Origin of the sequence: Streptomyces sp. LN549 (assembly GCF_043203805.1) — a bacterium.
Classification (GTDB): Bacteria; Actinomycetota; Actinomycetes; order Streptomycetales; family Streptomycetaceae; genus Streptomyces.
This window is the reverse complement of the sequence record NZ_JAZHRI010000002.1, coordinates 1414416-1428705: the sequence shown is the minus strand read 5'-3', so window position 1 is coordinate 1428705 and position 14290 is coordinate 1414416. Positions and strand designations below refer to the sequence as shown.

The following is a 14290-nucleotide window of genomic DNA, read 5'->3' as shown; positions in this document are numbered from 1 at the left end:
TCCGTGGCGGCCGGGGAAGGTACGGTTGCCGTTCCACCAGCGCCAGTTGCCTGTACGAGACGGAGTGCCACCGGATGCAGCACGCAGTGGGGGCCCCGCTGCCGCCGCCCCAGGGACCCGGAAACGGACCCGTCGGCTGGTCGCACCAGGCCCAGCACCCCGGCCACCCCGGCCCGCCGGTTCCTCCGCCGGCCGGCCCGCCCGCTCAGCCCCCTGCCGGTCACCCGGGCCCGCCGCCCCCGGCGCCGCCCGCCCCGCAGGGGCAGGGCTGGACCGGGCCCGCGCCGCACCAGGCCTCCGCCCCGGTCTCCAGGGAGACCACCGGGCACATCCAGCTGCCGCCGGGCGGGCCCGTACCACTGCCCGCACCGCCCGCCGGGCCCGGCACCGGCACCGCGACCCTCGCCGTGCTCCTGATCGGTCCGGCAGGCGCCGGGAAGACCACGGTGGCCAAGCTCTGGGCCGCCCGCCGCCGGGTCCCCACCGCCCACGTCAGCCTCGACGACGTCCGTGAGTGGGTCTGCTCCGGCTTCGCCGACCCCCAGGCGGGATGGAACGACCAGTCGGAGGCCCAGTACCGCCTGGCCCGCCGCACCTGCGGCTTCGCGGCCCGCAATTTCCTGGCCAACGGCATCTCCTGCATCCTCGACGACGCGGTCTTCCCGGACCGGCCCGTCGTCGGCCTCGGCGGCTGGAAACGCCACGTCGGCCCCGGACTGCTTCCCGTCGTCCTGCTGCCGGGCCTGGAGATCGTGCTGGAGCGCAACGCCGCCCGCAGCGGCAACCGCCGTCTCTCCGACGAGGAGGTCGCCCGGATCCACGGCCGGATGGCCGGCTGGTACGGCTCCGGGCTGCCGATCATCGACAACTCCACGTACGACGTGGAGACCACCGCCCGCGTCCTGGACGACATACTCGCCCGCTCGCTCGCCAGCCCCCCGGCCTGGTGAGCCGGCGCCCGGCGGGGCCGCCCGTCCGCTGAGGGGCCGCCGCACCCCGGTCGGGTGCGCTGACCGGGCGGGCCCGGGCCCGCGCTCGTACGCTCGATGTATGTCAGAGGTGTACGCCGTCCGCCGCGGGCTGCTCCGCGACCGGTGCGCCGCCGTCGGATCCGCGGCCGCCCTGGTCTCCCGCCCCGCCAATGTCCGCTACCTGGCGGGCGGAGCGCCCCCGGGTGCCGTGCTGCTGCTCGGCCCCGACGAGGACGTCCTGCTCTGCGCGCGCCCTCCGACCGGTGATCCGGCCGACGGGCGCACCGACGAACACCTCCGGGTGGACCTGCTGCCGGTGACCGGCGGTGATCCCGTGGTGGCCGCCGCGGATCTGGCCACGGCCGGCGGGGCGGAGTCCCTGGCCGTCGAGGAACACGACCTGACGGTCGCCCGGCACCGGGCCATGGCCTCGGTCGCCCCGAAGCTCCGGCTGGCCGACCTCGGAGCCACCGTCGAGCAGCTGCGCATCGTCAAGGACGAGGAGGAGATCGGCTGTCTGCGGATCGCCGCCGAGATCACCGACCAGGCGCTGGGAGAGCTGCTCGAATCGATCCTGGTCGGCCGCACGGAACGGCATCTCGCGCTCGAACTGGAACGCCGGCTGGTGGACCACGGCGCCGACGGCCCGGCCTTCGCGACCTCCGTCGCCACCGGCCCCAACTCCGGCCGGGGCCGCCACAGGCCCTCGGACCGACGGGTGGAAGAAGGAGATTTTCTCTCCGTCTGCCTCGGTGCCAACTACCGCGGATACCGGTGCGAGATCGGCCGCACCTTCGTCATCGGTACAGCGCCGGCCGACTGGCAGATCGAGCTCTACGACCTGGTTTTCGCCGCTCAGCGGGCCGGACGCGAGGCGCTCGTGCCCGGTGCCGCCTACCGTGACGTGGACCGCGCGGCCCGTCATGTACTGGACTCCGCGGGCCATGGTGAGGGCCTCGCACCCTGGACCGGGCACGGGGTGGGGCTCGAAATCGACGAGGACCCGCAGCTGGCACCTGCAGCCATGGGTAAACTGGACGCTTGTGTGCCGGTCACCGTCGAACCGGGGGTCCACCTCCCGGGCCGGGGCGGAGTCCGGATCGATGACACGCTCGTCGTGCGCCCCGAGGCGGACGGCGGACCCGAGCTACTCACCATTACGACCAAGGAGCTGCTCGCGCTCTAGCGCGCATCCTTGGCCGTTCCACCAGCTTCAGTCCAGGAGATTCCGCAACCGTGGCTTCCACGAACGACCTCAAGAACGGCCTGGTGCTCAAGCTCGACGGAGGCCAGCTCTGGTCCGTCGTCGAGTTCCAGCACGTCAAGCCCGGCAAGGGCCCGGCCTTCGTGCGCACCAAGCTCAAGAACGTGCTCTCCGGCAAGGTCGTCGACAAGACGTTCAACGCCGGCGTGAAGGTCGAGACGGCCACCATTGACCGGCGCGACATGCAGTTCTCGTACATGGACGGCGAGTACTTCGTCTTCATGGACATGGACACCTACGACCAGCTGATGGTCGACCGCAAGTCCGTCGGCGACGCCGCCAACTTCCTGATCGAGGGCTTCACCGCCTCTGTCGCCCAGCACGAGGGCGAGGTGCTCTACGTCGAGCTGCCGGCCGCCGTCGAGCTGACCATCCAGCACACGGACCCGGGCGTCCAGGGCGACCGGTCCACCGGTGGCACCAAGCCCGCCACGCTGGAGACCGGCTACGAGATCGGCGTCCCGCTCTTCATCACCACCGGTGAGAAGATCAAGGTCGACACCCGCTCGGGCGATTACCTCGGCCGGGTGAACAGCTAACCGTGGCTGCCCGGAACACGGCCCGCAAGCGAGCCTTCCAGATCCTCTTCGAGGCCGACCAGCGCGGTGAGTCCGTGCAGACGGTCCTCGCGGACTGGGTCCGGCACTCGCGGTCCGACACCCGCCAGCCGCCGGTCACCGAGTACACGATGGAGCTCGTCGAGGGGTACGCGCAGTACGCGGACCGAATCGACGACCTCATCGTCACCTACGCCGTGGACTGGGAGATCGACCGCATGCCGGTCGTCGACCGGAACATCCTGCGGCTCGGTGCGTACGAGCTGATCTGGGTGGACGCGACACCCGACGCGGTGGTGATCGACGAGGCGGTGCAGATCGCCAAGGAGTTCTCCACCGACGACTCCCCGTCCTTCGTGAACGGCCTGCTGGCCCGTTTCAAGGACCTCAAGCCGAACCTTCGCCGGGAGCAGTAGCCTCCGGCGGCGTTCTGCCGACGAAGGGCCCACGGTCACCCGACCGTGGGCCCTTCGGCATGCTCCGAGCGGCTCGGCGCCGCTGGGAGCTGCTCGTGCGGCCAGTGGTGAGTCCGGCCCGGAAAACGGAAACGCCGGGTCCGGCGGGGCGCCCGGGAAGGGCCCCGCCGACCCGGCGGTACGTTTCTGCTGGGGTGGTCAGCCCTCGTCGTGAGCGACCGCGCGGCGCGCGTCCGCGTCCAGGACGCCCCAGCTGATCAGCTGCTCCGTGAGCACGGACGGCGACTGGTCGTAGATCACGGCCAGCGTGCGCAGGTCGTCCTGGCGGATCGAGAGCACCTTGCCGTTGTAGTCGCCGCGCTGGCTCTGGATCGTCGCCGCGTAGCGCTGCAGGGGTCCGGCCTTCTCCGGCGGGACGTGGGCGAGGCGCTCGAGCTGGAGAACGAGCTTCGGCGGCGGCTCGGCAGCCCCGCCGGGCGTCGTGCCGGGCAGGAGCTCCTGCACCGGAACGCCGTAGAAGTCAGCCAGTTCGGCAAGGCGCTGCACGGTCACGGCGCGGTCGCCGCGCTCGTACGAGCCGACCACGACGGCCTTCCAGCGGCCTTGGGACTTCTCCTCCACGCCGTGGAGGGAGAGGCCCTGCTGGGTGCGGATGGCGCGGAGCTTGGCCCCGAGCTGTTTTGCGTATTCGCTGGACATAAGGCTCCCCGGACGCTGGAACATTGTGCGGCTCCGCCGCGTGGCTGGTAACTCACTGTGAGGTTACGCAGCGTTACTTGGGTGCGTCAAGCTGAATGGTCCGGACCGGCACCTCCCGGGGGTGGGACAAGGCCCCTGCTCAGGCCCTGGTAACGTGGATGACGCAATTTCGACGTCCTTTAAGATCCGTCCAGTGAGGCGGAGAAGGAGGTCCGTTTCTTATGGACGCACAGCACGACGCCACCGGCAATGCGGCACGCCCCGTTCTCGAGGCTCCCGACATCGCCCGAGTACTGACCCGCATCGCCCACGAGATCGTCGAACGCGCCAAGGGCGCCGACGATGTGGTGCTTCTCGGCATCCCGACCCGGGGCGTCTTCCTCGCCCGCCGGCTCGCCGACAAGCTCGAAGAGATCACCGGCCGGAAGATGCCGGTCGGATCGCTCGATATCACCATGTACCGCGACGATCTGCGGATGCGCCCGGCGCGCGCCCTGGCACGCACCGAGATCCCCGGTGAGGGCATCGAGGGCCGCCTGGTCGTCCTCGTCGACGACGTCCTCTTCTCCGGCCGCACGATCCGCGCCGCACTCGACGCGCTCGGCGACATCGGCCGGCCCCGCGCGGTGCAGCTCGCGGTCCTCGTCGACCGCGGACACCGCGAACTCCCGATCCGTGCCGACTACGTCGGCAAGAACCTCCCCACGTCGCTGCGGGAGACGGTCAAGGTCCAGCTCGCCGAGGAGGACGGCCGCGACGCCGTGCTGCTCGGGGTAGAGCAGGCCGCCCCGGCGGTCGAGCAGTAGCTGCCTTCTCCGTACGGCCGACCTGCCGTACGGCGGCTTCCGCACGCCCGCACGCCTGAACCCTCCAGCCACCCGGAGAACACCCAGATGAAGCGCCACCTCATCTCGGCCGCCGACCTCACCCGCGACGACGCCGTCCTGATCCTCGACACCGCCGAGGAGATGGCCAGGGTCGCGGACCGGCCGATCAAGAAGCTCCCGACCCTGCGCGGCCGTACCGTCGTGAACCTCTTCTTCGAGGACTCGACGCGGACCCGCATCTCCTTCGAGGCGGCCGCCAAGCGGCTGTCCGCCGACGTCATCAACTTCTCCGCCAAGGGCTCCTCCGTATCCAAGGGCGAGTCGCTCAAGGACACCGCCCTGACGCTGGAGGCGATGGGCGCCGACGCCGTCGTCATCCGGCACGGCGCCTCCGGCGCCCCGTACCGCCTGGCCACCTCCGGCTGGATCGACGGCGCGGTCGTCAACGCCGGCGACGGCACGCACGAGCACCCCACCCAGGCCCTGCTGGACGCCTTCACCATGCGCCGCAGGCTGGTCGGGGCCGACACCGGACTCGGCAAGGACCTCGACGGCCGCCGGATCACGATCGTCGGCGACATCCTGCACAGCCGGGTCGCCCGCTCCAACGTCCATCTGCTGACCACCCTCGGCGCCCACGTCACCCTGGTGGCCCCGCCCACCCTGGTCCCCGTCGGCGTCGAGCAGTGGCCCTGCGACATCAGCTACAGCCTCGACGAGGTGCTGCCGAAGTCGGATGCGGTGATGATGCTTCGTGTGCAGCGTGAGCGGATGAACGCCGCGTACTTCCCGACCGAGCGCGAGTACTCCCGCCGCTACGGCCTGGACGGCGAGCGGATGGCGAAGATGCCCGAGCACGCCATCGTCATGCACCCCGGCCCGATGGTCCGCGGCATGGAGATCACCGCCGAGGTCGCCGACTCCGACCGGTGCACCGTCGTCGAGCAGGTCGCCAACGGCGTCTCGATCCGCATGGCTGTGCTCTACCTGCTGCTCGGCGGTTCCGAGCCCGCCGCACCCACTGCCCCCGCCGCCACCCTTGATCGAAGCGCTGCGCGCCCTGCTGTCCCCGCCCGTACCGAGGAGAACAAGTAACCATGAGCAAGATCCTTATCCGCGGCGCGAAGGTCCTCGGCGGCGAACCCACGGACGTCCTCATCCACGGCGAGAACATCGCGGCGGTCGGCACCGGGCTCGAAGCCGGCGACGCCACCGTGATCGAGGCGGCGGGCCAGATCCTGCTGCCCGGCCTGGTCGACCTCCACACCCACCTGCGCGAGCCCGGCCGCGAGGACTCCGAGACCGTCCTGACCGGCACCAAGGCCGCCGCGGTCGGCGGCTTCACCGCCGTGCACGCCATGGCCAACACCTTCCCGGTCGCCGACACCGCCGGAGTCGTCGAGCAGGTCTGGCGGCTCGGCAAGGAGTCCGGCTACTGCGACGTGCAGCCCATCGGCGCCGTCACCGTCGGCCTGGAGGGCAAGCAGCTCGCCGAACTCGGCGCCATGCACGACTCCGCCGCCGGAGTGAAGGTCTTCTCCGACGACGGCAAGTGCGTCGACGACGCGGTGATCATGCGCCGCGCCCTGGAGTACGTGAAGGCGTTCGACGGGGTCGTCGCCCAGCACGCCCAGGAGCCCCGTCTCACCGAGGGCGCCCAGATGAACGAGGGCATCGTCTCGGCCGAGCTCGGCCTCGGCGGCTGGCCCGCCGTCGCCGAGGAGTCGATCATCGCCCGCGACGTCCTGCTCGCCGCCCACGTCGACTCCCGGGTGCACATCTGCCACCTGTCGACCGCCGGCTCCGTCGAGATCGTCCGCTGGGCCAAGTCCAAGGGCTGGAACGTCACCGCCGAGGTCACTCCGCACCACCTGCTCCTCACCGACGAGCTCGTACGGTCCTACGACCCGGTCTACAAGGTGAACCCGCCGCTGCGCACCGAGGCCGACGTCCTGGCCCTGCGGGAGGCCCTCGCCGACGGCACCATCGACTGCGTCGCCACCGACCACGCCCCGCACCCGCACGAGGACAAGGACTGCGAGTGGGCCGCGGCCGCCATGGGCATGGTGGGCCTGGAGACCGCGCTCTCCGTCGTCCAGCAGACGATGGTCGAGACCGGGCTGCTCGACTGGGCCGGTGTCGCCGACCGGATGTCGTTCCGCCCCGCCGCCATCGGCCGCCTCGACGGACACGGCCGGCCCGTCTCGGAGGGCGAGCCCGCCAACCTCACCCTGGTCGATCCGGCATACCGTGGAGTCGTGGACCCCGCGGGCTTCGCCTCCCGCAGCCGCAACACCCCCTACGAGGGGCGCGAGCTGCCGGGCCGAGTGACCCACACCTTCCTGCGGGGCCGTGCCACGGTCGTCGACGGGAAACTCGCGTGACAACACTCAGCCCCACCCACCAGCTGTACCAACTGGCCGCCGAGCCGAAGTCGGCGGAAGTGACCGACTGGTCCGCCCGCATCAGCTGGGTGATCGGACTGATCGTCCTCATCGCCTTCGTCTACTGGCTGATGCGCCAGGGATGGAAGTGGCGCGGCAGCCTCCAGTCCGGTCTCTCCGACCTCGCGACCACCCCGGACGGCTTCGCGGACGGCGAGAAGCTGCTCACACTGACCGGGCGCTACCACGCCTCGACGACGGCCGGACAGTGGCTCGACCGCATCGTCGCCCACGGCCTCGGCACCCGCAGCCGCGTCGAGCTCACCCTCACGGAGCAGGGCCTCGACGTCGTACGGCCCGGCGCGACGGACTTCTTCGTCCCCGCCGCCGAGCTGCGCGGCGCCCGGACCGACAAGGCACTCGCAGGCAAGGTCCTGCCCGAGGGCGGTCTGCTCGTCATCACCTGGGCGCTCGGCGACCAGCTGATCGACTCCGGATTCCGCTCCGACCACTCGGCCGAACACGCCGCCTGGGTCGAAGCCGTCAACGGCCTCACCAGCACTCATCTCACCAGCACTACGGAAGGCACCGCACGATGACGATCTCCACCCGGGGAGCCGCCAAAGCTCCCGCCGTACTCGTCCTGGAGGACGGCCGCGCCTTCCGCGGCCGCGCCTACGGGGCTGTGGGGGAGACCTTCGGTGAGGCGGTGTTCTCCACCGGCATGACCGGCTACCAGGAGACGCTGACCGACCCCTCGTACCACCGCCAGGTCGTCGTGATGACCGCCCCGCACGTCGGCAACACCGGTGTGAACGACGAGGACCACGAGTCGAAGCAGATCTGGGTCGCCGGTTACGTCGTGCGCGACCCCGCCCGGGTGCCCTCCAACTGGCGCTCGCGGCGCTCGCTCGACGAGGAGCTCGTGAGCCAGGGCGTCGTCGGCATCAGCGGCATCGACACCCGCGCCCTCACCCGCCACCTGCGCGAGCGCGGCGCGATGCGCGTCGGCATCTTCTCCGGCAACGCCATCGCGGACGAGGGCACACTCCTCGCCCGGGTCCGCCAGGCCCCCGAGATGAGCGGCGCCGACCTCTCCGCCGAGGTCGCCACCAAGGAGACGTACGTCGTCCCCGCGATCGGCACCAAGAAGTTCACCGTCGCCGCGATCGACCTCGGCATCAAGGGCATGACCCCGCACCGGATGGCCGAGCGCGGCATCGAGGTGCACGTCCTGCCCGCCACCGCCACGCTGGAGGAGGTGTACGCGGTCGAGCCCGACGGCGTCTTCTTCTCCAACGGCCCCGGTGACCCGTCCACCGCCGACCACCCGGTCTCCGTCATGCAGGGCGTCCTGGAGCGGAGGACACCGCTCTTCGGCATCTGCTTCGGCAATCAGATCCTGGGCCGCGCGCTCGGCTTCGGCACGTACAAGCTGAAGTACGGCCACCGCGGCATCAACCAGCCCGTGCAGGACCGGTCGACCGGCAAGGTCGAGGTCACCGCGCACAACCACGGCTTCGCCGTCGACGCCCCGCTCGACAAGGTCTCCGACACCGCCTACGGGCGCGCCGAGGTCTCCCACGTCTGCCTGAACGACCAGGTCGTCGAGGGCCTCCAGCTCCTCGACCGGCCGGCCTTCAGCGTCCAGTACCACCCCGAAGCAGCCGCCGGCCCGCACGACGCCGCGTACCTCTTCGACCGTTTCGTATCCCTGATGGAGGGCCAGCGTGCCTAAGCGCTCCGATATCCAGTCCGTCCTGGTCATCGGCTCCGGTCCGATCGTCATCGGGCAGGCCGCCGAGTTCGACTACTCCGGCACCCAGGCCTGCCGCGTCCTCAAGGCCGAGGGCCTGCGCGTCATCCTGGTGAACTCCAACCCGGCGACGATCATGACCGACCCGGAGATCGCCGACGCCACGTACGTCGAGCCGATCACCCCCGAGTTCGTCGAGAAGATCATCGCCAAGGAGCGCCCGGACGCGCTGCTGCCGACCCTGGGCGGCCAGACCGCTCTCAACACCGCGATCTCGATGCACGAGAACGGTGTCCTGGAGAAGTACGGTGTCGAGCTCATCGGCGCCAACGTCGAGGCCATCAACAAGGGCGAGGACCGCGAGCTCTTCAAGGGCGTCGTCGAAGCCGTCAAGGCCAAGATCGGCTACGGCGAGTCCGCCCGCTCCGTCATCTGCCACACCATGGACGACATCATCAAGGGTGTCGACACGCTCGGTGGCTACCCCGTCGTCGTCCGTCCCTCCTTCACCATGGGCGGCGCCGGCTCCGGCTTCGCCCACGACGAGGAGGAGCTGCGCCGCATCGCCGGACAGGGCCTCACGCTCTCCCCGACCACCGAGGTGCTCCTGGAGGAGTCCATCCTCGGCTGGAAGGAGTACGAGCTGGAGCTGATGCGCGACAAGAACGACAACGTCGTGGTCGTCTGCTCCATCGAGAACTTCGACCCGATGGGCGTCCACACGGGTGACTCGATCACCGTCGCCCCGGCGATGACGCTCACCGACCGCGAGTACCAGCGGCTGCGTGACATCGGCATCGCGATCATCCGCGAGGTCGGCGTCGACACCGGCGGCTGCAACATCCAGTTCGCCATCGACCCGACCGACGGCCGGGTCATCGTGATCGAGATGAACCCGCGCGTCTCGCGCTCCTCGGCGCTCGCCTCCAAGGCCACCGGCTTCCCGATCGCCAAGATCGCCGCCAAGCTGGCCGTCGGCTACACGCTCGACGAGATCCCGAACGACATCACCGAGAAGACCCCGGCCTCCTTCGAGCCGACGCTCGACTACGTCGTGGTCAAGGCCCCGCGCTTCGCCTTCGAGAAGTTCCCCTCCGCCGACTCCACCCTCACCACCACCATGAAGTCGGTGGGCGAGGCCATGGCGATCGGCCGGAACTTCACCGAGGCGCTGCAGAAGGCGCTGCGCTCCCTGGAGAAGAAGGGCTCGCAGTTCTCCTTCACCGGCGAGCCCGGGGACAAGACCGAGCTGCTGGCCGAGGCGGTCCGCCCGACCGACGGCCGGATCAACACGGTCATGCAGGCGATCCGGGCCGGCGCCACCCAGGAAGAGGTCTTCGACGCCACGAAGATCGACCCCTGGTTCGTCGACCAGCTCTTCCTGATCAAGGAGATCGCCGACGAGCTGGCCGCCGCCGACAAGCTCGTCCCCGAGCTGCTGGCCGACGCCAAGCGGCACGGCTTCTCGGACGTCCAGATCGCCGAGATCCGCGGCCTGCGCGAGGACGTCGTCCGCGAGGTGCGGCACGCGCTCGGCATCCGCCCGGTCTACAAGACGGTCGACACCTGTGCCGCCGAGTTCGCCGCGAACACGCCGTACTTCTACTCCTCCTACGACGAGGAGAGCGAGGTCGCGTCCCGCACCAAGCCCGCGGTGATCATCCTCGGCTCGGGCCCCAACCGCATCGGCCAGGGCATCGAGTTCGACTACTCCTGCGTCCACGCCTCCTTCGCGCTGAGCGACGCGGGCTACGAGACCGTGATGGTCAACTGCAACCCGGAGACCGTCTCCACCGACTACGACACCTCCGACCGTCTGTACTTCGAGCCGCTGACGCTCGAGGACGTGCTGGAGATCGTGCACGCGGAGTCCCTCGCCGGCCCGATCGCGGGTGTCATCGTGCAGCTCGGCGGCCAGACCCCGCTGGGCCTGTCGCAGGCGCTCAAGGACAACGGCGTGCCCGTCGTCGGCACCTCCCCGGAGGCGATCCACGCCGCCGAGGACCGCGGCGCGTTCGGCCGGGTGCTGGCCGAGGCCGGCCTGCCCGCCCCGAAGCACGGCACCGCCACCACCTTCGCCGAGGCCAAGGCCATCGCCGACGAGATCGGCTACCCCGTCCTCGTCCGCCCGTCCTACGTGCTCGGCGGCCGCGGTATGGAGATCGTGTACGACGAGACGCGGCTCTCCTCGTACATCGCCGAGTCCACCGAGATCAGCCCCACCCGGCCGGTCCTGGTCGACCGCTTCCTCGACGACGCCATCGAGATCGACGTCGACGCCCTCTACGACGGCACCGAGCTCTACCTCGGCGGCGTCATGGAGCACATCGAGGAGGCCGGCATCCACTCCGGTGACTCCGCCTGCGCGCTGCCCCCGATCACCCTCGGCGGCTACGACATCAAGCGGCTGCGGGCCTCGACCGAGGGCATCGCCAAGGGCGTCGGCGTACGCGGACTGATCAACATCCAGTTCGCGCTCTCCGGCGACATCCTCTACGTCCTCGAAGCCAACCCGCGCGCCTCCCGCACCGTCCCCTTCACCTCGAAGGCGACCGCGGTACCGCTCGCGAAGGCAGCCGCCCGCATCTCGCTGGGCGCGACCGTCGCGGAGCTGCGCGAGGAGGGTCTGCTGCCGAAGCACGGCGACGGCGGCACCCTGCCGCTGGACGCGCCGATCTCCGTCAAGGAGGCCGTCATGCCGTGGTCGCGCTTCCGCGACATCCACGGCCGCGGCGTCGACACGGTCCTCGGCCCGGAGATGCGCTCCACCGGTGAGGTCATGGGCATCGACTCGGTCTTCGGCACGGCGTACGCCAAGTCGCAGGCCGGAGCGTACGGGCCGCTGCCCACCAAGGGCCGCGCCTTCATCTCCGTCGCCAACCGCGACAAGCGCTCGATGATCTTCCCGGCCCGTGAGCTGGTCGCCCACGGCTTCGAGCTGATGGCCACCTCCGGCACGGCCGAGGTGCTCAAGCGCAACGGCATCAACGCGCGCGTGGTGCGCAAGCAGTCCGAGGGCGAAGGCCCGAACGGCGAGAGGACGATCGTCCAGCTCATCCACGACGGCGAGGTCGACCTCATCGTCAACACGCCGTACGGAACCGGCGGCCGGCTCGACGGCTACGAGATCCGTACCGCGGCCGTCGCCCGGTCCGTACCGTGCCTCACCACGGTCCAGGCGCTCGCCGCGGCCGTCCAGGGCATCGACGCCCTCAACCACGGAGACGTCGGCGTACGTTCCCTCCAGGAACACGCGGAGCATCTGACGGCAGCGCGCGAATAGCGGCCCAAGAGGGGGACACCGGAAACGGTGTCCCCCTCTTCGCGAGAACAGCGATTCGCGAACCACCGTTTCGTGAGAACACCGACGCGCCGAGACACCACCGAGGACACACCCCGATGTACAAGCTCTTCTTCCAGCTCGTCTTCAAGCGTATGGACCCCGAGCAGGCCCACTACCTGGCCTTCCGCTGGATCCGCCTCGCCGCCCGCACTCCCGTCCTGCGCACCTTCGTGGCCGCCGCGCTCGCCCCCCGCTACGAGGAGCTGCGCACCGAGGCCCTCGGTCTGCGGATGCACGGCCCCTTCGGCCTCGCCGCGGGCTTCGACAAGAACGCGATCGCGATCGACGGCATGGCCATGCTCGGCTTCGACCACGTCGAGATCGGCACGGTCACCGGCGAACCGCAGCCGGGCAACCCGAAGAAGCGCCTGTTCCGCCTGGTCGCGGACCGCGCGCTGATCAACCGCATGGGCTTCAACAACGAGGGTTCGGCCGCCGTGGCCGAGCGCCTGGCCACCCGCGTGCCGGTCATCCGGACCACCGTCGGCGTCAACATCGGCAAGACGAAGGTCGTCCCCGAGGCCGACGCCGCCGCCGACTACGTGAAGTCCACCGAGCGCCTGGCCGCACACGCCGACTACCTCGTCGTCAACGTCTCCTCGCCCAACACGCCCGGACTGCGCAACCTCCAGGCCACCGAGTCGCTGCGCCCGCTGCTGACCGCCGTGCGCGAGGCGGCCGACCGGACCGTCACCGCCCGCCGCGTCCCGCTGCTCGTCAAGATCGCCCCCGACCTCGCGGACGAGGACGTCGACGCCGTCGCCGACCTCGCCGTCGAGCTCGGCCTGGACGGCATCATCGCCACCAACACCACCATCGCCCGCGAGGGCCTGGGACTGAAGTCCCCGGCCTCCCTGGTCGAGGAGGCCGGCGGTCTGTCCGGCGCGCCCCTCAAGGAGCGCTCCCTGGAGGTCCTGGGCCGCCTGTACGCGCGCGTGGGCGACCGGATCACCCTGGTGGGCGTCGGCGGCATCGAGACCGCCGAGGACGCCTGGCAGCGCATCCTCGCGGGCGCCACGCTCGTCCAGGGCTACAGCGCCTTCATCTACGAGGGCCCGTTCTACGCCCGCGCGATCCACAAGGGCCTGGCCGCGCGCCTGGCCGCCTCCCCGTACGCGACCCTCGCCGACGCGGTCGGCGCGGAAACCCGGAAGGCCGTGAAATGACCCAGGAACCCTTCGGCGCACGTCTGCGCCACGCCATGGACACCCGTGGCCCGCTCTGCGTCGGCATCGACCCGCACGCGTCCCTGCTGAGCTCCTGGGGGCTCGGCGACGACGTCGCGGGCCTGGAGCGCTTCACCCGTACGGTCGTCGAGGCACTGGCCGACCGGGTCGCCGTGCTCAAGCCGCAGTCAGCGTTCTTCGAGAGGTTCGGCTCGCGCGGCGTCGCCGTACTGGAGAAGGCCGTCGAGGAGGCCAGGGCAGCGGGCGCGCTGGTCCTGATGGACGCCAAGCGCGGCGACATCGGCTCCACCATGGGCGCCTACGCCGCGACCTACCTGGACAAGGACTCGCCGCTGTTCTCGGACGCGGTCACGGTCTCGCCGTACCTCGGCTTCGGTTCGCTGCGGCCGGCGCTCGACGCGGCGGCGATCTCCGGCTCGGGCGTCTTCGTGCTGGCCCTCACCTCCAATCCGGAGGGTGCCGAGGTGCAGCGCGCCACCGCGGCCGACGGCCGTTCGCTGGCCCAGGTGATGCTCGACCACATGGCCGCCGAGAACGAGGGGGTCACCCCGCTCGGCTCGGTGGGCGCGGTGGTCGGGGCGACGCTCGGCGACGCGGGTGCGAACCTCGCGATCAACGGCCCGCTGCTCGCTCCCGGCATCGGCGCCCAGGGCGCCACGCCCGCGGATCTTCCGGGCGTCTTCGGCGACGCGGTCGGCAATGTGGTGCCCAGCGTCAGCCGGGGCGTGCTGCGCCACGGGCCGGACGCGTCAGGGCTGCGCGAAGCCGCCGAACGGTTCGCGGACGAGGTCCGCGCGGCCGTCTCGGACGGCTGACACTGTCACGTAACAGGCTGTTGACGGAATCCTGACCAAAAAACTCAGGTGTTATGCCAGGAATGTCCTGG

General features: G+C 70.6%; 13 protein-coding genes. 12 read left to right on the top strand and 1 reads right to left on the bottom strand.

Annotation, left to right across the window (positions count from 1 at the left end):
* The first annotated feature begins 74 nt into the window (after positions 1-74).
* The 4 genes from SH922_RS06325 (at position 75) to nusB (ending at position 3208) form a co-directional block, all read left to right on the top strand.
* Positions 75-950: a Pro-rich N-terminal domain-containing protein gene (locus SH922_RS06325; RefSeq protein WP_393055657.1), complete on the top strand. Its 876-nt coding sequence runs from the start codon at positions 75-77 to the stop codon at positions 948-950.
* A gap of 100 nt (positions 951-1050) precedes the next feature.
* Entirely contained in the window at positions 1051-2157 is a 1107-nt protein-coding gene (locus SH922_RS06320; protein WP_393055654.1) for an aminopeptidase P family protein, read from the top strand.
* Positions 2158-2207: 50 nt separating this feature from the next.
* On the top strand, positions 2208-2774 hold the full coding sequence (gene efp, locus SH922_RS06315; RefSeq protein WP_014157376.1) for an elongation factor P: 567 nt from the start codon (positions 2208-2210) through the stop codon (positions 2772-2774).
* A gap of 2 nt (positions 2775-2776) precedes the next feature.
* Positions 2777-3208, top strand: coding sequence for a transcription antitermination factor NusB (gene nusB / locus SH922_RS06310; RefSeq protein WP_024490948.1), 432 nt, complete (start codon positions 2777-2779; stop codon positions 3206-3208).
* 198 nt (positions 3209-3406) lie between these two features.
* Here nusB and bldD read toward each other — a convergent pair whose 3' ends face one another.
* On the bottom strand, positions 3407-3907 hold the full coding sequence (gene bldD, locus SH922_RS06305) for a transcriptional regulator BldD (protein WP_018103903.1): 501 nt from the start codon (positions 3905-3907) through the stop codon (positions 3407-3409).
* Positions 3908-4128: 221 nt separating this feature from the next.
* On the opposite strand from bldD, the gene pyrR reads away from it, so the two are divergent.
* From pyrR to pyrF, 8 genes are all read left to right on the top strand, one after another.
* The gene (gene pyrR / locus SH922_RS06300; protein ID WP_266776531.1) at positions 4129-4713 is read left to right on the top strand and encodes a bifunctional pyr operon transcriptional regulator/uracil phosphoribosyltransferase PyrR; all 585 of its coding nucleotides are present in this window, start codon (positions 4129-4131) and stop codon (positions 4711-4713) included.
* An 87-nt stretch (positions 4714-4800) separates the two neighbouring features.
* Positions 4801-5829, top strand: a complete 1029-nt coding sequence (locus SH922_RS06295; RefSeq protein ID WP_393055648.1) for an aspartate carbamoyltransferase catalytic subunit — start codon at positions 4801-4803, stop codon at positions 5827-5829.
* Positions 5830-5831: 2 nt separating this feature from the next.
* Positions 5832-7118: a dihydroorotase gene (locus SH922_RS06290; RefSeq protein ID WP_393055645.1), complete on the top strand. Its 1287-nt coding sequence runs from the start codon at positions 5832-5834 to the stop codon at positions 7116-7118.
* Positions 7115-7717, top strand: coding sequence for a hypothetical protein (locus SH922_RS06285; RefSeq protein WP_393055642.1), 603 nt, complete (start codon positions 7115-7117; stop codon positions 7715-7717). Before SH922_RS06290 ends, SH922_RS06285 begins: the two co-directional genes overlap by 4 nt.
* Positions 7714-8856 (top strand): glutamine-hydrolyzing carbamoyl-phosphate synthase small subunit, encoded by a 1143-nt coding sequence (gene carA / locus SH922_RS06280; protein WP_393055638.1) that lies wholly within the window; start codon positions 7714-7716, stop codon positions 8854-8856. The genes SH922_RS06285 and carA overlap by 4 nt, the downstream gene beginning before the upstream one ends.
* On the top strand, positions 8849-12157 hold the full coding sequence (carB, locus tag SH922_RS06275) for a carbamoyl-phosphate synthase large subunit (RefSeq protein ID WP_393055634.1): 3309 nt from the start codon (positions 8849-8851) through the stop codon (positions 12155-12157). Before carA ends, carB begins: the two co-directional genes overlap by 8 nt.
* 116 nt (positions 12158-12273) lie before the next feature.
* On the top strand, positions 12274-13383 hold the full coding sequence (locus SH922_RS06270) for a quinone-dependent dihydroorotate dehydrogenase (protein ID WP_393055631.1): 1110 nt from the start codon (positions 12274-12276) through the stop codon (positions 13381-13383).
* Positions 13380-14219 carry an orotidine-5'-phosphate decarboxylase gene (gene pyrF, locus SH922_RS06265; RefSeq protein ID WP_393055628.1) on the top strand — a complete coding sequence of 280 codons (840 nt, stop codon included), beginning with the start codon at positions 13380-13382 and terminating at the stop codon, positions 14217-14219. The genes SH922_RS06270 and pyrF overlap by 4 nt, the downstream gene beginning before the upstream one ends.
* Positions 14220-14290: the final 71 nt, after the last annotated feature.